Annotated in this window: 22 protein-coding genes; 17 read left to right on the forward strand and 5 right to left on the reverse strand. The window is 49.9% G+C overall.

Going from position 1 to position 20590, the window contains the following annotated elements; all coding sequences use genetic code 11:
* The 3 genes from AC4MRN_RS06620 to AC4MRN_RS06630 all read left to right on the forward strand — a co-directional run.
* Window positions 1-3503: pilus assembly protein (locus AC4MRN_RS06620; RefSeq protein WP_491202829.1), on the forward strand; the 3503-nt coding region annotated here is incomplete at its 5' end.
* Window position 3504: 1 nt separating this feature from the next.
* Complete coding sequence (locus tag AC4MRN_RS06625; RefSeq protein ID WP_073322991.1) at window positions 3505-3966, forward strand: type IV pilin protein; 462 nt, start codon at window positions 3505-3507, stop codon at window positions 3964-3966.
* 9 nt (window positions 3967-3975) lie between these two features.
* Window positions 3976-4299, forward strand: coding sequence for a hypothetical protein (locus AC4MRN_RS06630; protein ID WP_491202830.1), 324 nt, complete (start codon window positions 3976-3978; stop codon window positions 4297-4299).
* Window positions 4300-4669: 370 nt separating this feature from the next.
* On the opposite strand, the gene AC4MRN_RS06635 is transcribed toward AC4MRN_RS06630, so the two are convergent.
* On the reverse strand, window positions 4670-5212 hold the full coding sequence (locus AC4MRN_RS06635; protein WP_073322985.1) for a GspH/FimT family pseudopilin: 543 nt from the start codon (window positions 5210-5212) through the stop codon (window positions 4670-4672).
* A 211-nt stretch (window positions 5213-5423) separates the two neighbouring features.
* On the opposite strand from AC4MRN_RS06635, the gene nadE reads away from it, so the two are divergent.
* Window positions 5424-6257 (forward strand): NAD(+) synthase, encoded by an 834-nt coding sequence (gene nadE, locus AC4MRN_RS06640; protein ID WP_155014150.1) that lies wholly within the window; start codon window positions 5424-5426, stop codon window positions 6255-6257.
* 6 nt (window positions 6258-6263) lie between these two features.
* On the forward strand, window positions 6264-6602 hold the full coding sequence (locus AC4MRN_RS06645; protein ID WP_073322981.1) for a P-II family nitrogen regulator: 339 nt from the start codon (window positions 6264-6266) through the stop codon (window positions 6600-6602).
* Window positions 6603-6678: 76 nt separating this feature from the next.
* Here AC4MRN_RS06645 and AC4MRN_RS06650 read toward each other — a convergent pair whose 3' ends face one another.
* A complete protein-coding gene (locus AC4MRN_RS06650; protein ID WP_073322979.1) occupies window positions 6679-7164 on the reverse strand; it encodes an FKBP-type peptidyl-prolyl cis-trans isomerase in 486 nt (161 codons plus the stop codon).
* A gap of 43 nt (window positions 7165-7207) precedes the next feature.
* Entirely contained in the window at window positions 7208-8176 is a 969-nt protein-coding gene (gene ygfZ / locus AC4MRN_RS06655) for a CAF17-like 4Fe-4S cluster assembly/insertion protein YgfZ (protein WP_175555806.1), read from the reverse strand.
* A 202-nt stretch (window positions 8177-8378) separates the two neighbouring features.
* On the opposite strand from ygfZ, the gene AC4MRN_RS06660 reads away from it, so the two are divergent.
* The 3 genes from AC4MRN_RS06660 to AC4MRN_RS06670 are packed head-to-tail and all read left to right on the forward strand — an operon-like array spanning window position 8379 to window position 9900.
* Window positions 8379-8630: an FAD assembly factor SdhE gene (locus tag AC4MRN_RS06660; RefSeq protein ID WP_073322975.1), complete on the forward strand. Its 252-nt coding sequence runs from the start codon at window positions 8379-8381 to the stop codon at window positions 8628-8630.
* A complete protein-coding gene (locus AC4MRN_RS06665) occupies window positions 8608-9042 on the forward strand; it encodes a protein YgfX (protein WP_491202831.1) in 435 nt (144 codons plus the stop codon). Before AC4MRN_RS06660 ends, AC4MRN_RS06665 begins: the two co-directional genes overlap by 23 nt.
* Window positions 9043-9900, forward strand: a complete 858-nt coding sequence (locus AC4MRN_RS06670; protein ID WP_491202832.1) for a MaoC family dehydratase — start codon at window positions 9043-9045, stop codon at window positions 9898-9900.
* Between the two features lie 12 nt (window positions 9901-9912).
* Here AC4MRN_RS06670 and AC4MRN_RS06675 read toward each other — a convergent pair whose 3' ends face one another.
* Together AC4MRN_RS06675 and nadB are read right to left on the reverse strand one after the other, a co-directional pair.
* The gene (locus AC4MRN_RS06675) at window positions 9913-10656 is read right to left on the reverse strand and encodes a sulfite exporter TauE/SafE family protein (RefSeq protein WP_491202833.1); all 744 of its coding nucleotides are present in this window, start codon (window positions 10654-10656) and stop codon (window positions 9913-9915) included.
* 30 nt (window positions 10657-10686) lie between these two features.
* Complete coding sequence (gene nadB, locus AC4MRN_RS06680) at window positions 10687-12387, reverse strand: L-aspartate oxidase (RefSeq protein WP_155014157.1); 1701 nt, start codon at window positions 12385-12387, stop codon at window positions 10687-10689.
* A 225-nt stretch (window positions 12388-12612) separates the two neighbouring features.
* On the opposite strand from nadB, the gene rpoE reads away from it, so the two are divergent.
* The 9 genes from rpoE to pdxH all read left to right on the forward strand — a co-directional run bounded on the left by rpoE (window position 12613) and on the right by pdxH (window position 20585).
* Window positions 12613-13191, forward strand: coding sequence for an RNA polymerase sigma factor RpoE (gene rpoE, locus AC4MRN_RS06685; RefSeq protein ID WP_073322966.1), 579 nt, complete (start codon window positions 12613-12615; stop codon window positions 13189-13191).
* Between the two features lie 95 nt (window positions 13192-13286).
* Window positions 13287-13868, forward strand: coding sequence for a sigma-E factor negative regulatory protein (locus AC4MRN_RS06690; RefSeq protein ID WP_073322964.1), 582 nt, complete (start codon window positions 13287-13289; stop codon window positions 13866-13868).
* A 50-nt stretch (window positions 13869-13918) separates the two neighbouring features.
* Window positions 13919-14968 carry a MucB/RseB C-terminal domain-containing protein gene (locus AC4MRN_RS06695; protein WP_491202834.1) on the forward strand — a complete coding sequence of 350 codons (1050 nt, stop codon included), beginning with the start codon at window positions 13919-13921 and terminating at the stop codon, window positions 14966-14968.
* Entirely contained in the window at window positions 14965-15417 is a 453-nt protein-coding gene (locus AC4MRN_RS06700) for a SoxR reducing system RseC family protein (protein ID WP_491202835.1), read from the forward strand. The genes AC4MRN_RS06695 and AC4MRN_RS06700 overlap by 4 nt, the downstream gene beginning before the upstream one ends.
* A 199-nt stretch (window positions 15418-15616) precedes the next feature.
* Window positions 15617-17413, forward strand: coding sequence for a translation elongation factor 4 (gene lepA / locus AC4MRN_RS06705; protein WP_490402302.1), 1797 nt, complete (start codon window positions 15617-15619; stop codon window positions 17411-17413).
* Entirely contained in the window at window positions 17413-18315 is a 903-nt protein-coding gene (lepB, locus tag AC4MRN_RS06710; RefSeq protein ID WP_491202836.1) for a signal peptidase I, read from the forward strand. The genes lepA and lepB overlap by 1 nt, the downstream gene beginning before the upstream one ends.
* Window positions 18315-18998 carry a ribonuclease III gene (gene rnc / locus AC4MRN_RS06715; RefSeq protein WP_491202837.1) on the forward strand — a complete coding sequence of 228 codons (684 nt, stop codon included), beginning with the start codon at window positions 18315-18317 and terminating at the stop codon, window positions 18996-18998. Before lepB ends, rnc begins: the two co-directional genes overlap by 1 nt.
* On the forward strand, window positions 18991-19926 hold the full coding sequence (gene era / locus AC4MRN_RS06720) for a GTPase Era (RefSeq protein ID WP_491202838.1): 936 nt from the start codon (window positions 18991-18993) through the stop codon (window positions 19924-19926). The genes rnc and era overlap by 8 nt, the downstream gene beginning before the upstream one ends.
* Before the next feature lie 20 nt (window positions 19927-19946).
* The gene (pdxH, locus tag AC4MRN_RS06725; protein ID WP_491202839.1) at window positions 19947-20585 is read left to right on the forward strand and encodes a pyridoxamine 5'-phosphate oxidase; all 639 of its coding nucleotides are present in this window, start codon (window positions 19947-19949) and stop codon (window positions 20583-20585) included.
* Window positions 20586-20590 lie beyond the last annotated feature (5 nt).

Genomic DNA, 20590 nt, shown 5'->3' on the forward strand with positions numbered 1-20590 from the left:
CTTCAGCGCTTACTACCGGCTCTGGCTCAATAACATCGAAAACGCAAACAACGGCCACGGTGGACTGGAGCACAGGTAATGATTTTCCGGCATCCGGAGAAGAAGTCAGTACGCCTGATATTACACCCGTAATTCAGGAAATTATCGACTTGTCGACCTGGTGCGGAGGAAATGCCTTAACGCTACTGGTGAATGCTCAGGGAAATACCACAGCCAGTTCACGCAAGGTCATAGGTTACGATGACGGTACGGGTAACTCTCCTCAGCTTATTATTGAATACGATCAAACTACTGCTACGGGGTGTATTGCGGAAGATGCGCAGTATCAGATTTCTGACCAGTACAATAATGTAGAAGAAAATACCCGGGGACGCGAATCGACAGGCCGCGAACTCACTTTTCGTAGCTCCTCGAATAATTACATTGGCTTGCGTTTCGAGTCAGTCAACATACCTCAAGGCGCTACCGTATCATCAGCTTATATTGAATTTACCGCGTATGACTCAGATTATGGCAGCGGCGCATCCATGTTAATTCAGGGCATCGATGCCGACGATATTAGCAACTTCCGCAACCACGGCCGCTACGACCTGCAAAACGTGGCTAAAACCGCGGGGGTCAATTGGTCGATGCCGAGTTTTCGTAAAAACCGCTCTTATCAGACTGTTGATGTCAGCAGTATTATAAACAGTATTGTGGGCCGAGGTGGCTGGCAGGCCGGCAATGCACTGGGATTTGTTTTGAGTAATTTTTCAAATGTCAGAGGTGCATACTCCTACACGGGTAAGCCATCTGCAGCGCCGCGTTTGTATGTGCAGTTCAGCGGTAACGCGCAGGCGGGCAGTTCGTTAACTGTGCGGGATTTGCTGATCAGTAAAGTCGATGATTTGGCGGCAAGTGGTTATACGCCTATTGTGGATACCTTGTACGAGGCATCACTGTATTACGGCGGACTGAATGTTGATTATGGCTTGAGCCGCGGGCAGTCGTCGACGTCAACAACAGTAAGAAGAAACACCCGGGTTAGCCACAGAGACTCTTATACGGGCGCAGATGCCGTTCGCCCCTATGGTTGTGGCGAGGAAAATCTGAGCGACAGTGATTGCGTGGGGGAATACATTCCCAGCCCTGCAACTTACATTAGCCCGGTACAGGACTTACAGTGCCAAACCAACAACCATATTGTGTTGTTGTCAGACGGTGAGGCAAACAGCAACCACAGTGCGTCGAAGATTCAGAACCTGCTAAGCACCTCTTGCCAGTCTGCCAGTTCAGGTGAACTCTGTGGATTGGACCTGGTATCAAATATCAGTAAGTCGGCAAGCTCAGCCATTAATGCCAAAGTCACTACGCATACCATTGGTTTTGCCGCTAACAATACCGCGAATAACTTCTTATACAGACTGGCACTGAATAGCGGTGGTGGGTTTTATACTGCCAGCAACAGTGCTGACCTGTTAACGGCATTTCAGACAATCCTGCGTTCTGTGAAAGACGTTAATGCTACCTTCGTATCTCCTGGTGTGGCGGTAAACCAGTTGAACCGACTGACCCACCAGGACGAGCTGTACTACGCTTTGTTTAAGCCAGCCGAAGGTACTTTGTGGCCAGGCAACCTGAAAAAATACCGTATTTCCGGTGATCAGGTGTTCGACCAGAATGGTCTGGTCGCAATCGATGAAAATACCGGCTTCTTTGCCGATAGTTCACACAGTTATTGGTCACCCACGCTGGACGGAGCGGATGTCCGCGAAGGTGGCGCTGCTTCCTTGCTGTACGGCAGTCGCAATATTTATTTCTTTGACGGTCCGGGTTCCATTATCCAGAGCAGCAATCAGGTCCACGAAAACAACTCAAACATTTCAACGGCCGATATGGATACCGATGCGGAAAGCGATCCCAGTGGTTTACGTACGCAACTGCTACAGTGGAGCAGGGGCATTGATTTACGCGACTTCGATGGTGACGGCGATTTAACTGAAGCGCGCCTGCAAATGGGCGATCCCATTCACTCACAGCCCGTTATTGTGAACTACGGAACCAATGACTCCGTTATTTACATTGCGACTAACCATGGTTACCTCCATGCTTTTGATGCTGATACGGGTTACGAGTACTTTGCCGTTGCCCCGAAGGAGATGTTAGCCAACGCCAAGGACTTTTATCAGGATGCGTCCAGTTATCAGCACATCTACGGACTGGACGGCCACATGGTGTTGCGTGAATTCAACAATAAAAAATACCTTTACGTGGGAATGCGTCGCGGTGGACGTAATTACTACGTATTTGATATCACGTCTAAAACGTCACCGAGCCTGGTGTTTACCATCGATGGTGGCAGCGCAGGCCTTGAGAAACTGGGGCAAACCTGGTCTCGCCCCATCATCACGAAAATGAACATGGGCGGTACCGTGTATAACGTGATGATTGTGGGTGGTGGTTATGATGAAGGGCAGGATACCCACCCTACACGGACACCCGATGCGGTAGGAAACGCCGTGATGATCTTCAATGCCGATACCGGCGCGTTGTTGTGGCAAGCCTCCAACGCGAGTGCCGACCTGAATTTATCAGAAATGACCTATTCAATTCCGGGCCATGTTGCGGCAATCGACAGAGACAACGACGGTCTGGCAGATCACCTGTATGCAACGGACATGGGCGGCCAGATATTCCGATTTGATATCTACAACGGGAAGTCAGGCAGTGATTTCATTAAAGGTCAGCGCATTGCAGACCTTGCCGCTTCGTCGAATGGCGACAACCGCCACTTCTACTACGGTGTTGATGTATCTGAAGTCACGCTGGGCAGCCAGAACTTTTACGCCGTCGTTGTAGGCAGCGGCTGGCGTGCAAATCCGCTGGACCAAGTGGTGAATGACCGATTCTATATGATCAAGGATACCGGGGTGTTCACGCCGGACACCAGTGGTGAATTTACGTTCCCTAGTACCATTACCGAGAGTGACTTGTTCGATGCAACCAGTCATGCTCTGACAGACAGTGACGATGCTACTCGAAATGTTGCCATTAGTGATTATGCCTCTAAGCAAGGCTGGTATCTGCAATTGCAAACAGCCGGTGAAAAGGTCTTGTCGTCGCCGGTTATCGTGAACTACAAAGTGTTTTTCACAACGTACGTGCCTGCCGCCAGCAGCACCAGTGCCTGTGCGCCTCCGGCTGGTAATAGTCGCGCATATCTGGTTAATTTGTTGGACGGTAACGCCGCCGGAGACTTAAATGCAGACGGCGACCTCACCAATGACGATCGGTTTGCTACACTCACACAAACGGGCATCGCACCGGATACCAAAATATTGATTGAAGATGCGTCTAACCCCACTATATGCTTGGGTACCGAGTGTGTTTCAGCCGTAGTGCCTATTGATGACCAGGGCAATGAAGAAGCCTGCACCTCGGCATTTGAATGTTTGAGTCAGAATATTTTTGGTCGATATCAGCGCGTTATGCGAGGCAGCTGGTCGACAGAAGTGGAGCAATAATATGCAACGCCAAGCAGCGTTTACGTTAATAGAGTTAATGATTGCCGTCGTCATTGTGGGTATTATTGCCGCTGTGGGCTATCCGTCATATCAGTCGATGATGGTGAGCACAAATCGCGGCACCGCCAAAGCCGATCTAATGAGTCTGGCCGCGGCAATGGAACGCCACTATGCGACCACTTTCAGTTACAACGGTGCGGCAAGTGGCGGCGGAAACACCGGGGCGCCAGCAATTTATGCCACACATTCCCCGTCAACTGAGTCCGCTTCAGATAAAAAATACACGCTAACCATTTCCAGTGTCAGCACAGACGGCAACAGCTTTGAATTGAGAGCGATTCCCGTTAGTGGCACAGCACAGGCCGGCGATGGTAATTTATATATCTTCAGCGATGGCAGAAAAGCCTGGGACAAAAACAACGACGGCAGCCTGGCTGCCAGTGAATACTGTTGGTCGTGTTGATAGTTCAGGATGTGGATTAACCACGCTCGAAGTCGGGTTGCTCTGCTCATATCCCTGCTGTTCGCCTTCGGTTTAGCTCCTTTATTTCCGGAGTCAGACTTTACTGTTGGTTTTCTTTGCGGTGCACTTTGCCCATTCGTCGAGGTTGTACTGGGCGATCAGGATGCCAAAACCGAAGGCATGGTGTGGTTATTTATCTTCTCTTTTTTCGTTGGCTTGTCGCTACTTTTTACGTCCTACAATGTGAAAGGTATGTTGCTATTGTCTTACAGCACCGGAGCAATGGCTTCCCACCTCTATTTGTTTTTAAATGCAAAACGCCGGGATGCTTAATCGGTTTTCGTCAATCACTAAAACACTGGTAGGCGATTAACAGGCTAGCAAAGAGTAGTGGAGGGTAACTCAACACTGCATAGCCATTGTAGCTTTGGGTATTTCGTAACGTCACATTCAAATGAACTATCGCCAAATCGTATATTGATCGGAATTACCGATAATACGAGGCAATAAAAATAGCTCAGGTTGTCTAATGCACAGCAGCAAATAAAAGCCGTAATGCAGGCGAACAAACTCATAGTTTTGAGTTTCATAAGGCCTTCAACCGAAACGTTGGGATTCTTCAGCTCGAATTGGTATGAGAAATATCGGATAAATACAATAGAAATGGCACTGAACTTAAAGCGTGTTTTGCTCGCTATGCCCTTTAAGAACAAGCCAACTTATTGCCCGCGTGATTTTCCTTAATGCCATCGTCATCGCTGTCGGCGGCAATGGCAATTTTGCCGTAACCGTTAATGATGAGTCCTACCGCGGCAGAGGCTTTTAGTGTGGTGTCGCAAAGTGTAATGGTGGTGGTTACGTTCGCACCGCCGCGTCTGTCGAAAACCAGTGACTGGGAGGGGGCGAAGATTTTCAGGCTGCCGTTCATGATTTCGGTCGAGGCCAGAATAGCTTCGTTGCTATTGCGTGTGCCGTCGTCGTTAATATCCACAAAAGCCATTTTTCCGTAGGTCCAGTTCGTTGAACAACTGCTGAAGTCTTTGGTAGGGCATACGATAACGTTGGATTGTTCATCCATGGCTTTAAAGCGAGCCAGTCTCGACATGCTGCTCAATTCATTGATTTCGCTGCTAAGTCGCGTGTGATTCACTAAATCACGGGCACCAGGAACAACCACCGCTATAACAATGCTGAGCACGGCAATTGTAACCATCAGTTCTAGTAAGGTGTATCCCGCCTGGCGCATACTCAATCTAAAAAAATAATCTGTTCACCGGTAGTGTAGCGTATGTAACTGGGTCAAGCTTATGATAATAGACACTTTGGTATGTTTTGCGTATAGCTGCAAGCAACTAAGACGTGAAATTTCATAGACTTTGGTGAATTTTCTAAGCTGACAAAGGACCTACATTTAACGTAGACTGTAAACATCTGAAAAAGTGCAATTGGACTGACTCATGGACAAACAAGCCGTTATTGAAGAAATGAAGGTACTCCCGGCTATCGATGTCGAGTATGAAGTAACCCGCCGTGTGGGCTTTATTAAAAAGCATTTACTGCAATCTGGTATGAATTCACTGGTTTTAGGCATAAGTGGCGGCATAGATTCATGTACGCTGGGCAGACTGGCTCAACTGGCCGTTGATGAACTTAATCAGGAGCATCACGAAGCGTATCAGTTTATCGCGGTTCGTCTGCCTTATCAGGTGCAGGCCGACGAGGAAGATGCGCAGGCATCGATTGATTTTATTAAGCCTACGCATTCTGTTGCGGTAAACGTTCAGCCCGGTGCTGATGCGATACATGCACAAACGTGTGATGCGCTTGCGCCAGCCGGACTGCTGCCTGCCGATGAAGCGAAACAAGATTTTGTGAAAGGGAACGTAAAAGCCCGCACCCGTATGGTCATTCAGTACGAAATAGCCGGCATGGTAGATGGACTGGTGTTGGGTACCGACCATTCAGCCGAAAATATCACGGGTTTTTACACTAAATACGGTGATGGAGCCTGCGATCTGGCACCGCTATTTGGCTTGAGCAAACGTCAGGTCAGACAGGTTGCTGAGCACCTCGGCGCACCGGCTAAGATCATTCACAAAGCGCCTACGGCAGACCTGGAGAGTTTGTCTCCTCAGAAAGCGGATGAACAAGCGCTTGGTCTGACATACGATCAAATCGATGATTTTCTGGAAGGCAAAGATGTTGCACCGGAAGTCTCCGAGAAATTGTTGTATATTTATCAAAGAACACAGCACAAGCGTGTACCCATTCCGACTATTTACGATGAGTAAGCGAACATGAAGAAGATAGAAGCAATAATAAAACCGTTCAAACTCGATGATGTACGAGAAGCACTGGCAGACGTAGGCATTGCTGGTATGACCGTAACGGAAGTAAAAGGGTTTGGTCGTCAAAAAGGCCACACTGAGTTATACCGCGGGGCTGAGTACCAGGTAGACTTTTTACCGAAAGTGAAAATTGACCTGATCCTAACCGATGACCGGGTAGACGTAGCCGTTGAAGCTATCTTGAAGTCCGCCAAAACCGGTAAAATCGGCGATGGCAAAATCTTTGTTTATCCGGTTGAACAAGCCATTCGTATCCGTACTTCTGAGCAGGACGACGAAGCGATTTAATATCGCATCGTCTAACCTGAAAATACGCATTAAAAAAGGGGCTGAAAGCCCCTTTTTAACGTCTGTAAAAAACGAATTAGTGGTTGTGGCCACAGCCACCCGGACCATGAACATGGCCGTGTTGTAATTCGTCAGCCGTTGGCTCACGTACTTCAATGACATCAACTTCAAATGACAATGTAATGCCCGCTAACGGGTGATTGCCGTCGATAGTCACCTGGTCGTCGGTTTTATCGATAACAATAACTGACTGCTCGCCGTGGTCGGTAGTCGCACGGAAAGACATGCCTACTTCAACTTCCAAATCATTAAACATCGACAAGGGCACATCCTGCACTAACTGGTCCAGTCGCTCACCGTAGGCTTTTTCCGGGCCAATGGTGACTGCGAAGTTGTCGCCAGCCTGCTTGCCTTGCAGGGCTTCTTCCAGTCCGCTGATCAGAAAGCGGCTACCCAACAACGCTGCAAGCGGTTGGCCGTTGCGAGACGTGTCCAGTTCTGTGCCGTCTTCCGTGCTCACAGTGTAATGCATCACGACCACACTGTTTTCAGATATTTGCATAATGTTACCTTGTATTGATGGTGTAGAAGCACCAAATGGTGCGCTATTCTTCAAGCCTATACGGCAAGTCGCATTGGATCAACTGCGCGTCGGGATTTTCATTCAGACGAAAGGTATCTTCGGCCGTGGTATCGTTACTCAATACAGCGAGGATCCAACTTTCCTGGCCTATCGTCGCAGCTTTTAAAATGGTGCCGCCACCGCGCCAGTGTTCGCCGAGTTGCTTCTCTAACTGCATATGCTCTATACCACTAATGGCCTGGTCGACACGAAATACATAAGCGGCTCGTTTATTTCGGCCCAGATACCGGGTGCGGGCGACCACTTCCTGACCCATGTAACACCCTTTTTTAAAGTCGATGCCATTGAGTGCCTGTAAATTCATCATTTGTGGTACAAACTGCCCAATGTGTTCTGGCTGACTGATTTCAGGGAGCCCCGCCTGAATTTGCAGAGCCTCAAACACTGCTGGTGGATAGAGGGTAATACCCTGGTCGCTCAGCGCCTGCTGCAAATTTTCAAGGTGGTCTGTTTTACACAGAACGAGTAGTCCGCCATCCGGTAAATCCAGTCTTATGCAAAGGCCTGCTTGTGTATTGATAGCAGACATGGTCGTGTCGGGTAGTTCGCCAAACACTGAAGCCACAGCAGACTCGGCTTCGGCTCCTTTAATAAAGTACGCAGCAAATGCTGTTGTCACATCTTCCAAAGTAATCTTGGAAAACACGCCAAATTTTTTAAACTGGGCATGCGAGGCTTCCACCCCCACGGCGTGCCCGGTTATCAGTAATGCGTCATCAACGGGTGTGATCAGGTTCACACTCCAGCTTTTTCCTTTTGGATCGCAATGGCCGGTGCGACGAACCTGACCGTTTTCCAAGTGGGTCACATCAACAGTAATTTGTCCGTGTAAAAAGGTGCGTGCATCTTCTCCACTAACCAGTAATACGTTGCGGTCGTGGGGAATAGCAAAGCTGCTTTCAAGTTCACTCAGGCGGTCGATCGTTTGCATGAATACTCTGTTTTTGTCCTCGTATAAGTTCATATAGTGGGGGAGAATTCCTCAACTTCAAGGCATCGTTAACAGGAATCACAAACGGTGAAGGGAACGGCGGATTCACTGAACTGATCTGCGGTATCTTTCGTTCAGTATCAACCCCCACGCAACCGTGGTATATTTGCCGCCTCAACGAAGACAGGAATTAACACGCACTATGTTTACTGAAAAACGCTATGCACGTTTAAAGTGGGCATGCCGTCGCGGCATGCTGGAGCTGGATGTTCTGCTGCAGCCCTTTGTGGAAGAAGCCTTTCACGATCTCTCTGACCAGGATCAGGAAACCTTTGAACGCTTACTTACCTGCGACGACCCGGATTTATTTGCCTGGTTTATGGGCCATCAACAGTGCGATGATCCAGCGCTGGCACACATGGTAAGCACCATTGTTAACCGAGTTAAAGTATAGCTTTTTAATCAAGCCTTCCCGGTATCGCCACGCCTGGCCATGGGTACAGTTTTGCGTGGCGATGGCATTCATTGTAGGGGGGACTGATTCAGTCTGGCTTTGGGGGCTGGGCCTGCTGGTGGTTGCAGCTATTTTCCGGCCGTTACAACGCCACCCTGCTAACACAATGTGTGTTACCCTGAGTGAAAGTGGGCAATGGCACGAATACTCAGAGCAACCGGTGGCTTCGACAACCCCGAAGGAAAGCTGGGCAGTCTCTCACCAATCCAGGTTGACGCCTTTCGCGCTGTTTGTTGTGCTTAAAGGGCAGTGCTCACACGTCACCCGTTTTCTGTGGCTTTGGCCCGATCAGGTTGATGATCAGCATTATCGTCGAGTTGCCAGAGCGATTTATCGCCAAGGACTGAATTAGATGTTAGGACTTTATTTACAAGCTGCGATGAAAAAAGCCCGGCCTTTTTCGGCGGCTGATGTTGAGGGATTGCAGCGCGCCCCTGTGCTGTGGGAAAACCTGTTACCCAATACCCGTCGCTATAAGAAATACTGTGAACTGGCAGGCTGGCAACAGAATGACACCATGCATCCGCTTTACTGGCAGGTCCGGTCTTTGCCGTTACAACTAAAACTGATCAGCAGTCCGCAAAGCCCTTTTGCCATGTTGGGGCTGGTTCATATCAGTAACCGGGTAACCGACTATACGCAGTGCCGACCGGACATTCCATGTGAACTGATCGTGCGTTTTGGCCAGGTGTTTCAGCACCGCCGGGGATACGCATTTGAGGTAGTCGTGACGGCGACACAGCGAGGTAAGCCAGTGTATGCTGCTGTGGGCACGTACCTGGCGCGCACTGGGCACTCTGCAACGGGCTTACCAGCCTGGGAAGAGCGCGATATGACGCTGCCGGACGACACAAGCGAACTGACACCCATACAGGCCAGTGGCGGCCTGATTCGCCATTATGCGCGGGTGTCCGGCGACTACAATCCTATTCACCTTAGTCAGGTGACCGCTAAGTTATTTGGCTTTAAACGTGCCATAGCCCACGGAATGTGGACGGCAGCACGGGTAATTTCCGATCTGCAGGCATCCCGTCAACTCAGCGGGCAGGAGATTGACATCCAGTTTAAACGCCCCTTGTTTTTACCGGGTAAAGCGAAAGCGGTAGTGGGGCTAACGAGCGAAAATACTTGTTTTTCAGTGCTCAGCGATGGGGCTGCTTCTGAACCGACAGTCTACATGTGCGGCACACTGCGCAGCCCGGCTGGCTAGCAGCAAAATGAATCAGTAACCCAAGGCATCAGCAATCAGCTTGATGCCGATGGCCAACAGCAATACCAGAATAATGCGATAAAAAACTTTATCATTCAGCTTACGTTGAATGACCAGTCCCAAACGCACTCCCACCCAGCCAAATGGCATCAACAATGCCGCTATTAGCAGGTTATCGGTGTTAAATTGATTGAGCATGGCATAGGGCACTAATTTAACGACATTAATAACGGCGAAAAATATCACCGCTGTCGCCAGAAACTGTGCTTTGGGTAGTTTTTTGGCTAAGAGATAAATATTAACCGGTGGGCCACCGGCGTGGGCAACAAAGCTGGTTAATCCCGCAATGGCACCAAATAGGCGACCCGCTAGTCTGGAGCCGAACGTAACGCGCTGCATACCATTGCCCAGGCCCCACAGAGCGAAAAGCAGAGACATCACTCCAAGGACGAGCTTGAGCATCTCTTCATTCAGGTATTCGAATAGCAGGTAGCCAGCAACAATACCTGCAATGGCAGGCGGAATGAGTAACCCTAAATAATGATTACTCTGTTGTCCCCACCAGGCTTTGAGGCTGAAGCCGTCCATCAGGATCAGCAAGGGAAGCATGATGGCGGCAGCTTGTACTGGTGACATTACCAGCGACAAAATAGGCACCGTGGCTATACCAATCCCCCCGGCAAAACCGGATTTAGAGATACCGGTCAATACCACGCCTGCAATAGCGACTAACCAGAATACAACGGACTGTTCCATAGTAAATAATGCCTTAACAAGCGGGCGTCGTTATTGGTCGAATCCGCCTGTCAGGTTTCCGGGTTCCGGATTACTCAGGCGTTTCAGAGGTACTAATACCGACGGCGTCGCTGACTCCGCGCGATCAGGGTAATCCAGGTTGTAATGCAGGCCACGGCTTTCCTGACGTTGCATAGCGCAGCGCACAATCAGTTCTGCGACGGTAACCAGATTACGCAGCTCAAGCAGGTTATTACTTACCCGGAAGTTGGAGTAATACTCGCTGATTTCCTGCTCCAGCAATTTAATGCGGCGCATTGCACGTTCCAGTCGCTTGTTGGTACGCACGATGCCAACGTAGTCCCACATAAACAAACGCAGTTCATGCCAGTTGTGCTGAATAATAACCTCTTCGTCGGAGTTAGTTACCTGGCTCTCGTCCCATGGTGCAATCGGTTCATTGCTGCCTGGCTCGTCGAGGCGTGACAGAATATGTTCAGCCGCAGAACGGGCAAACACCACGCATTCCAGCAATGAGTTAGAAGCCATGCGGTTAGCACCGTGCAGGCCTGTGTAGGCCACTTCGCCGATTGCGTACACGTTGTCGAGATCGGTTTTGGCATTCAGGTCGGTCATTACCCCGCCACAGCTGTAGTGAGCCGCCGGCACAACCGGAATGGGTTCGCGGGTAATATCAATGCCCAACGCCCGACAGCGCCGATAGATATTCGGGAAGTGTTTTACAATGAAATCTGCTGGCTTATGGCTGATATCCAGGTACATACAGTCGGCACCCAGTCGCTTCATTTCATAGTCGATGGCGCGTGCAACAATGTCACGCGGTGCCAGCTCTTTGCGAGGATCGAATTTTTCCATAAACGGGGTGCCGTCGGGACGGACTAATTTCGCTCCTTCACCGCGCAGTGCTTCTGTGATCAGAAAGTTTCTGGCCTGGGGGTGGAACAGGCAGGTCGGATGAAACTGATTAAATTCCATATTCGCCACTCTACAGCCTGCACGCCAGGCCATGGCTATACCATCACCGCTGGCTACGTCAGGGTTCGAGGTATACTGGTACACCTTACTTGCACCACCCGTGGCCAGGGTAACAAAGCGGCTGCGAATTACTTCAACCTGCTCTCTGCGGCGATTCCATACATAAGCGCCCTTACAGCTGTTTGGGTTGTCTTTGCTTTTAATCAGGTCTATTGCGTTGTAGCGCTCGAAAATATGGATATTCGGATGCTGAGATACGGCTTCGTTCAAGGTAATTTGTAACGCTTCACCGGTTGCGTCAGCTGCGTGCAGGATACGGCGGAAGCTATGGCCGCCCTCCCGGGTCAGATGATAGCGATTTTCACCGTCGTCAGATTTTTCCTGATCAAAAGGAACGCCGTGAGCAATTAACCACTCCATGGCCGATTTTGCATTTTGCGCAGTAAAGCGCACTACGTCTTCGTCACATAAATGTGCGCCTGCTTCCAGGGTATCTTCCACATGAGATTCTATCGAGTCGCGCTCGTCAAACACCGCTGCGATACCGCCTTGGGCGTAACGGGTTGAGCCTTCGTTACAGTCACTCTTACTCAATAAAATGATTCTGCAATAATTAGCAAGAGACAGCGCCAGACTGAGGCCGGCGGCACCCGAACCGATAATCAAAACATCGCAGCTGTGTTCACAGCCCGGTGCTACCTGTGCTGAGTCGGGTGAAGATAATGGCGATTGTGGAGAAGATGGATTTGAATTCATGTGCGGTTACGGTCACAATGCGTGATTTTCGGCAAGTCTAATAAAAGTCGGGGCAAACGTAAAAGGAAAACGCGGATACCGACCGTATTTTCAAACTATTACGTCCTGAATAATTCATCGATTGAAAAAAAGATCACAAACTTTGCGAACTTTTTGCAAACCCCGCAGTCTACTCATTTGCTTGCATGAGCTGTTTGAGTTTAGTAGGTAGGAGAAATAGCTCGAATGAGCGAGCAGATTACAGATCAACAACTGGTTGAGCGCGTCCAGCAGGGCGATAAAAATGCGTTCAATCTGTTAGTAACGCGATATCAGCACAAAGTGATGCATTTGGTTTCGCGCTATGTAAAGAACACTGGTGATGTGGCGGATGTCACACAGGATGCGTTTATTAAAGCCTATCGGGCATTGCCCAACTTTCGGGGCGACAGCGCATTCTACACCTGGTTGTATCGCATAGCGGTAAACAGTGCAAAGAACTACTTAGTGGCACAAGGCCGTAAGCCGCCCGCTAATGATGTTGATGCAGAAGAAGCTGACTACTACGATGGTAGTGATGCGTTGAAGGAGCAGTCGTCTCCCGAGCGGTCATTACTGTCTGATGAGCTTGAAGCGACATTGTTTCGAGCCATGGAAAAGCTACCCGACGATTTGCGTATGGCCATTACCCTGCGTGAAATCGAAGGATTGAGTTACGAAGAAATAGCAAACGTGATGGCTTGTCCGGTAGGAACGGTTCGTTCCCGGATATTCAGAGCTAGGGAAGCGATTGATAAGGTCATTCAACCATTACTGGAGTCGTGAAAGTAGGCAATACGCCACTTTTGATGTACAGTAGAATTTGAGACGGTAGCCGGTTGTGGGAATAGCAACCAGGTCGCACCAGGAAAACGTACTTTATGACGCAGCAACACGAAAAATTATCGGCTTTTATGGACGGTGAACTCAACGAAGCTGAGTTTATTGACAGTGTGAAGAACGATAGTGAACTACAGGCCAAATGGCGTAGTTATCATGTTATTCGCAGTGGTCTTCGTAAAGAAGCGACGGTAATGCCAGAATTTGACATTACTGCTCAGGTCGCCGCCGCGCTGGAAAATGAAGCCACTGTTTTGGCGCCTAAGTCAAAATGGCAGTCCATTCCAGGTGTGAACAAAATTGTGCCGTTTATGCGCCAGTCTGGCCAGTTTGCAGTGGCCGCTTCTGTGGCAGCCGCGGTTATCCTGGGTGTTCAGCAGATGAACCAGCCAGCACCGACTGAGCCGTTCACGACGTTCCAGACAGGTGGTACAGCGCAAGCAGGCCTGGCCCCGGTAAGTTTGGAACAAAGCCAAACGCTTCGTAACAACGATATGGAAGCGTTGCTTGAAAAGCGCCGTCAAATTAACGCGCTGCTCGCTGATCACGAACAACAATTAAAACTAAAACGCGCAGAAGAGCAATCCGGCAAGACGGCAGAAGATAATCCTAATCAGCCTTAAGTTTTTATATGTTTTCAAAGAGTTATTTAATCAAACGCACGGTCTCAACCGTGCGTTTGTTGTTTCTGACCGGTGCATGCGCGGTTTCAGCAGTGTCGTTTGCACAACAAAGTGATGCTGAATCACCTGAGCAAATAGCCTCTGAGTCAGCGGAAGCTACGCCAGCCCCCGAGCAATATGTTGAGCCACAAAACACGTCGACTGCCGTTTTGTCTCCTGAACAGTGGCTGACGCGATTAGCAGAGGCTAATCGTACCGGTAATTTCGAAGTGTCCTATGTGGTGACCCGTCCGGGACAAGAAGTCATTCCGTATTTGTGGCGACATGCGATTCTGGAAGATGGCACCGAAGTCGAACAGTTAAATCTACAAAACGGTCCAGGGCAGGAAATGATCCGCTTGAACAACGTGGTAAGCGTGTTCGAGCCCGATGTGCAACCCTACAGTATCTACGCCACTGCGATTGCCGGCCCGGTACCCAGTGACCTGCTGTACGACCCGCTTGCGCTCACCGACGGTTATCAGTTTATCACCGTAGGCCGCACGCGAGTATCAGGCCGGGCAGCACAGCAAATCCGTATCGTCAGTCGCGACAACAATCGCTACAATTACCAGCTGTGGCTGGACGAGCAAACCGGCATGTTATTAAAGCTCAACATGGTGGACTTACAGGGCACGTTACTGGAGCAGGTTCAGGTTACCGGGGTGAATTTGACCGAAGCGCCTCCGACCTATTTCAACAAGATCAATCCCAATGCATTGCCAACCGCGGTGGCAATGACGCCACAGTCACGCCGGCACGAGTGGGATGTCAGTTTTCTCCCTCTGGGCATGCAAGAGGTGAAGCGCGAGACCCGTCGTCTGGCGCTGACCGGACAAGTGGTGGAGTACAAGCTGTTCAGTGACGGGCTGGTGGATGTGTCTGTTTACGTACAGCCCGCTCAGGACTCGTTGGACTCGGATGTTCTGCTACGCAATTCCACCAATACGTTTTTGTCGCTGACTAATGGTCAGGTGCAAATCACGGTTATTGGTAAAATACCGCCTGCGACAGCCAATGAAATCGCGCATTCGTTGAGTGCATCAGGAGCCAAAGGGTGATCACCGAGACGGCCACTGTCGTTGCGGTAAACGGCGATAGAGTGACTGTTAGCGCATCGGTGAAAACCGCGTGTGGCAGCTGTCAAGCGGCCGATGACTGCGGTACCAGTGCAGTGGCAAAAGCCTTCTCCCCCAAACAGCAAACCTTTGATCTGGTGTCGCCGTTACCGCTGAAAGCCGGTGACCAGGTGACGCTGGGCATTCCTGAGGCACATTTGCTGTCGGCTTCCTGGATGATGTATGTGGTGCCACTGCTGGTATTAATTGGCAGTGCGCTGACCTTAACCGAGCTGACCGATCTCCACGAACTGCTGGTCTTTCTGGTCTCTGGCGGGTTTACCTGGCTCGCATTTCAATGGGTATCGAATCGTTTACAACGTCGGCGAAACGGGCGCTACGAGCCGGTGATCGTGAGTAAAATTAACCACGTAAGCACTCCGGCTGAGTAGAAAACCCCTGTCAGACGGTGAATATCCGGTTTTGTTGCCGACTACATTCGCTTTTAGCTCAATAAATAGGTAAAATCCGCAGCCTTGAATATGTGTCTGTGACCCTGACTTCAACCGAAGCTCAGCCCATTATAGCCCGCGTTGAACCAGCGCCGGTACAGACATTAGATTAATTTTTTGCAGGTAATTTCCAAGCATTATGCAACATAAGCACATCAGAAACTTCTCGATAATTGCCCATATCGACCACGGAAAATCCACGTTGTCAGACCGTCTTATTCAACACTGTGGTGGCTTGTCGGATCGTGAAATGGCCGCTCAGGTACTGGATTCAATGGATCTGGAACGGGAGCGGGGAATTACCATCAAAGCGCAAAGCGTAACACTGGATTACAAAGCTCGCGACGGCGAAACCTATCAGCTTAACTTCATCGATACTCCCGGACACGTGGACTTCAGCTACGAAGTATCGCGTTCACTGGCCGCGTGTGAAGGTGCACTGTTGGTGGTCGACGCCGGGCAGGGTGTTGAGGCGCAAACCGTAGCCAACTGCTACACCGCTATCGACATGGATATGGAAGTTGTGCCTATCCTGAACAAAATTGACTTGCCTCAGGCTGAGCCAGAGCGCGTAGCCGAAGAAATCGAAGACATTGTGGGTATCGATGCGATAGACGCCGTGCGCTGTTCGGCTAAAACGGGTCTGGGTATTGAAGACGTGCTGGAAGTTATCGTTAAGCAAATTCCACCACCAGAAGGCGAGCTGGATACACCACTCAAGGCGCTTATCGTTGATTCGTGGTTCGACAATTACCAGGGCGTTGTGTCATTGGTACGTATTGTTGAAGGCCAGCTGAACGTAAAAGACAAAATCAAAATTATGTCCAACGGGCAGGTTCACCAGGTCGATAAAATCGGAGTGTTCACGCCTAAAGCGCTGGAACGCACGGTACTGAAAGCCGGTGAAGTAGGCTTTGTTATCGCTGGTATCAAAGAAATTCACGGCGCGCCAGTGGGCGACACTATTACACTGGCAAAAGATCCGGCTGAAAAACCGCTACCCGGCTTTAAGAAAGTGAAGCCTCAGGTGTATGCTGGTTTGTTCCCGGTAAGCTCAGACGATTACGAAGACTTCCGCGATGCGCTGGCAAAACTCAGCCTGAACGATGCCTCATTGTTCTACGAGCCAGAAAGCTCTGCTGCGCTGGGTTTTGGTTTCCGCGTCGGCTTCCTTGGTATGCTGCATATGGAAATCATTCAGGAGCGTCTGGAGCGAGAGTACGATCTTGACTTGATCACCACGGCACCCACGGTAATTTACGAAGTACTGAAAACCGATGGCGAGACCATTCAGGTAGACAACCCGTCAAAGCTCCCTGCAGTTAACGACATCGAAGAAATGCGCGAGCCGATTGTTGAGGCCAACATTCTGGTTCCACAGGAATTCCTCGGAAACGTTATTACCCTGTGTATTGAGAAGCGTGGTGTTCAAACCAACATGAGTTACCACGGAAAACAGGTTGCGGTGACCTACGAGTTGCCTATGGCCGAAGTGGTTCTGGACTTCTTTGACCGCCTGAAATCAACCAGCCGGGGCTTTGCATCGCTGGATTACAACTTCAAGAAATTCCAGGTATCGGACATGGTTCGACTGGACATTCTGATCAACGGTGAACGTGTCGACGCGCTGGCGGTCATCACGCACAAAGAGAATGCCCCTTACCGCGGACGGGAATTAGTCGAAAAACTACGCGAGTTAATCCCGCGGCAGATGTTTGATATTGCTATTCAGGCCGCAATTGGTAACCATGTCATTGCGCGAAGCACAGTGAAGCAGTTACGCAAGAACGTTATCGCTAAGTGTTACGGTGGTGACGTGAGCCGTAAGAAGAAGCTGTTGCAGAAGCAGAAGGAAGGTAAAAAACGGATGAAGCAGGTAGGGAATGTGGAGTTGCCACAGGATGCCTTCCTTGCAGTACTTAAGGTATCTAAGTAATGGCTAATTATTTTTCGATTTTGCTGGTGATCCTGACATTAGGTTCGGGTTTGATTTGGTTGTTGGACGCCGTATATTTCGGCCCTAAACGTCGCGAACGCGGTGTGGCCGTTTCCGGTTTAGGTGAATCTGCGTTACAACCCGATGACAAATTGCCCTACGTGGTAGACACTGCCCAGCAAATCTTCCCGGTTATCGCCTTTGTTCTGGTGTTGCGTTCGTTTTTATACGAACCGTTTCAGATCCCATCTGGCTCCATGATGCCAACCCTGTTGGTCGGTGATTTTATCCTGGTCGAAAAATACGCCTATGGCTTGAAAGATCCGGTTTTCCGTCACAAGTTTATTGAAACCGGTGCCCCGGAACGCGGTGATGTTGTGGTATTCAAATACCCGGAAGACCCCAATGTTGACTTCATCAAACGTGTGGTCGGCATGCCGGGTGACACTGTGGTCTATCGCAATAAGCAGGTTTACATAAAGCCGGCCTGTGAATCGGGTAGCCAATGTGAAGAATTTAAGGTCATGCCGCAAGAATTTGTTAGCAGCGGTGAGTTCGTGCAACACCTGGCGCCGTTGAAGCGCATGACAGAGCAATTGGGTGAGGTTTCTCACGATATTCTGCAGCACCCCACCGGTGAAGCGAGCCCGCGTGAGTTTTACACGCAGCCCGGTACAAAAATGAACGAGTGGATCGTGCCTGAAGGGCAGTATTTTGTATTGGGTGACAACCGCGACAACAGCCGTGACAGTCGTTTCTGGGGCTTTGTGCCCGATGAAAACCTGGTAGGCAAAGCGGTTGCTATTTGGATCAGCTTTGAGTTCGACCGCCCGGCTAGCAGTTGGGTGCCGTCCTGGATCCCATCAGGTGTTCGCTTTAGCCGTGTTGGTGGCATTCAGTAATGCAAGGGATTAACCCATACGCAAAACTGTCTCGCCAGCTAGGCTATGAATTTAAGGATACCGGGCTGCTGAAGCAGGCGCTTACACACCGCAGTGCAGCCAAACAACACAACGAACGGCTGGAATTCCTGGGTGATGCTGTGCTTGGCATGATCATCGCCAGAGAGCTCTACGACAAGTTTCCGCAGGTACCGGAAGGCAAGTTAACCCGCATGCGCTCAACCCTGGTAAAAGGGGATACACTGGCTGAATTGGCCAGAGAGTCAGATGTCGGCGAACTGATGAACCTTGGCCCGGGTGAACTGAAAAGCGGTGGGCATCGCCGCAGTTCCATCATTGCCGACGCCATGGAAGCGATTATTGGCGCTATTTATCTTGAAGCCGGACTCGAGCAAACCGAACAAGTCGTGCTGCACCTCTGGAAAAGCAGGATCAATAAACTCGATCCTAATGAGCATCCGAAAGATGCTAAAACCCGTCTTCAGGAGTTTTTGCAGTCACGCAAACTGCCGCTGCCGGTTTATGAAGTAGTGAAAATAACGGGTAAAGACCACGCGCAAACATTTGTTGTGCATTGTCAGGTCGCCAACCTGAACTCACCGCTGGAAGGGGTGGGAAGCAGTCGCAGGAAAGCCGAGCAACAAGCCGCTAATCTGGCATTAGAGACATTAATGAATGACTGATTTTGAACAGCCTGAATTACCTGATTCGCCACAAGGCAATACCCGTTGTGGCCTGGTTGCTATCGTAGGCCGCCCAAATGTGGGTAAATCAACACTGCTGAACCGTTTGCTAGGGCAAAAAGTCAGTATTACTTCACGCAAGCCGCAAACTACCCGTCACCGTATTCTGGGTATTGATACCGATGGTGATTGCCAGACTGTGTATGTTGATACACCGGGGCTGCACAGCGAAGAAAAACGCGCCATAAACCGCTTAATGAACCGGGCGGCGGCAAGCTCATTAGGTGAAGTCAGTCTGATTTTATTTGTGGTTGAGGGTACGCGTTGGAACGACGACGATGACATGGTATTGACCAAAGTAAAACAGTCAGGGTTACCGTGCATTCTGGTGGTGAACAAGCAAGACAAAGTGTCTAATCCTGACGACTTGATTGCGCATTTACAGGTACTGCAGCAAAAGCATGACTTTGACGAAATCATTCCGCTGAGCGCAAAGCAAACCAAACAGGTTGATCGCTTGCGTGAACTGGTGCGTAAACGTCAGCCAGAGAGCGAGTTTTATTTCCCGGAAGACTACATAACCGACCGCTCAAGCCGCTTTATGGCCGCCGAAATTATTCGCGAAAAACTGATGCGATTCACGGGCGATGAGCTGCCTTATTCCACTACCGTGGAAATAGAGCAGTTTAAGCTGGCTGAGAACGGGGTATACAGAATTAATGGATTGATTCTGGTTGAACGGGAAACACAGAAACGCATGGTGATCGGGAAAGGCGGGAAGCACCTGAAAACTATTGGCGAGCAGGCGAGACTGGATATGGAGCGCTTGTTCGACAACAAAGTGTTTTTAGAACTTTGGGTAAAAGTAAAATCTGGCTGGGCTGATGATGAACGCGCCCTGCGTTCACTAGGGTACGGCGAAGACTAAGCGTAAGTTAGGAGAAATTCATGTCGATTGCCGATATGCGACGTCAGTATTCCATGGGGCGACTCACCGAAGAGGCGTTAACGCAGCACCCCATTGACTTGTTTAAGCAATGGTTAGGCGAAGCAATCGACGCGAAGATCCCCGATCCGACGGCAATGACAGTCGCCACTGTAGACGCCAGTGGTCAACCCTCCCAACGTATCGTGCTGCTGAAAGACTATGACCACGACGGCTTTGTGTTTTACACCAATCTGGGTAGTCGCAAGGCCAAAGAACTGGCTGAGAACCCCAAAATATCACTGCACTTCCCGTGGTTTTTCATGGAGCGGCAGGTACGTGTTTGTGGCGTAGCAGAAAAGCTGTCTGTGGCACAAAATGCAAAGTATTTCCTGTCCCGTCCGAAAGATTCTCAATTAGCCGCATGGGCGTCACAGCAAAGTCAGCCGATATCGAGCCGCGAATTGCTGATGACGCAGTTCAAGCAAATGAAAGATAAATTTGCCAATAAAGATATTCCGTTACCGGATTTCTGGGGCGGCTTCAAAGTAAAACCCTCACAAATTGAGTTCTGGCAGGGTGGAGAAGATCGGCTGCACGATCGCTTCGAATATCGATTTGATGCAGAAGCAGGTTGGTTAACACAGCGACTTATGCCCTAGTGCTG

The organism is Marisediminitalea sp., from assembly GCF_984433645.1.

What these genes read in the sequence shown, in the direction of transcription:
- lepB (WP_491202836.1), top strand. Translation starts at nt 17,413, where the DNA reads ATGGCTAATTATTTTTCGATTTTGCTGGTGATCCTGACATTAGGTTCG.
- AC4MRN_RS06645 (WP_073322981.1), top strand. Translation starts at nt 6,264, where the DNA reads ATGAAGAAGATAGAAGCAATAATAAAACCGTTCAAACTCGATGATGTA.
- pdxH (WP_491202839.1), top strand. Translation starts at nt 19,947, where the DNA reads ATGTCGATTGCCGATATGCGACGTCAGTATTCCATGGGGCGACTCACC.
- AC4MRN_RS06670 (WP_491202832.1), top strand. Translation starts at nt 9,043, where the DNA reads ATGTTAGGACTTTATTTACAAGCTGCGATGAAAAAAGCCCGGCCTTTT.
- AC4MRN_RS06650 (WP_073322979.1), bottom strand. Translation starts at nt 7,164, where the DNA reads ATGCAAATATCTGAAAACAGTGTGGTCGTGATGCATTACACTGTGAGC.
- AC4MRN_RS06630 (WP_491202830.1), top strand. Translation starts at nt 3,976, where the DNA reads ATGTGGATTAACCACGCTCGAAGTCGGGTTGCTCTGCTCATATCCCTG.
- AC4MRN_RS06660 (WP_073322975.1), top strand. Translation starts at nt 8,379, where the DNA reads ATGTTTACTGAAAAACGCTATGCACGTTTAAAGTGGGCATGCCGTCGC.
- rnc (WP_491202837.1), top strand. Translation starts at nt 18,315, where the DNA reads ATGCAAGGGATTAACCCATACGCAAAACTGTCTCGCCAGCTAGGCTAT.
- AC4MRN_RS06625 (WP_073322991.1), top strand. Translation starts at nt 3,505, where the DNA reads ATGCAACGCCAAGCAGCGTTTACGTTAATAGAGTTAATGATTGCCGTC.
- AC4MRN_RS06675 (WP_491202833.1), bottom strand. Translation starts at nt 10,656, where the DNA reads ATGGAACAGTCCGTTGTATTCTGGTTAGTCGCTATTGCAGGCGTGGTA.
- nadB (WP_155014157.1), bottom strand. Translation starts at nt 12,387, where the DNA reads ATGAATTCAAATCCATCTTCTCCACAATCGCCATTATCTTCACCCGAC.
- AC4MRN_RS06690 (WP_073322964.1), top strand. Translation starts at nt 13,287, where the DNA reads ATGACGCAGCAACACGAAAAATTATCGGCTTTTATGGACGGTGAACTC.
- rpoE (WP_073322966.1), top strand. Translation starts at nt 12,613, where the DNA reads ATGAGCGAGCAGATTACAGATCAACAACTGGTTGAGCGCGTCCAGCAG.
- era (WP_491202838.1), top strand. Translation starts at nt 18,991, where the DNA reads ATGACTGATTTTGAACAGCCTGAATTACCTGATTCGCCACAAGGCAAT.
- nadE (WP_155014150.1), top strand. Translation starts at nt 5,424, where the DNA reads ATGGACAAACAAGCCGTTATTGAAGAAATGAAGGTACTCCCGGCTATC.
- ygfZ (WP_175555806.1), bottom strand. Translation starts at nt 8,176, where the DNA reads ATGCAAACGATCGACCGCCTGAGTGAACTTGAAAGCAGCTTTGCTATT.
- lepA (WP_490402302.1), top strand. Translation starts at nt 15,617, where the DNA reads ATGCAACATAAGCACATCAGAAACTTCTCGATAATTGCCCATATCGAC.
- AC4MRN_RS06635 (WP_073322985.1), bottom strand. Translation starts at nt 5,212, where the DNA reads ATGCGCCAGGCGGGATACACCTTACTAGAACTGATGGTTACAATTGCC.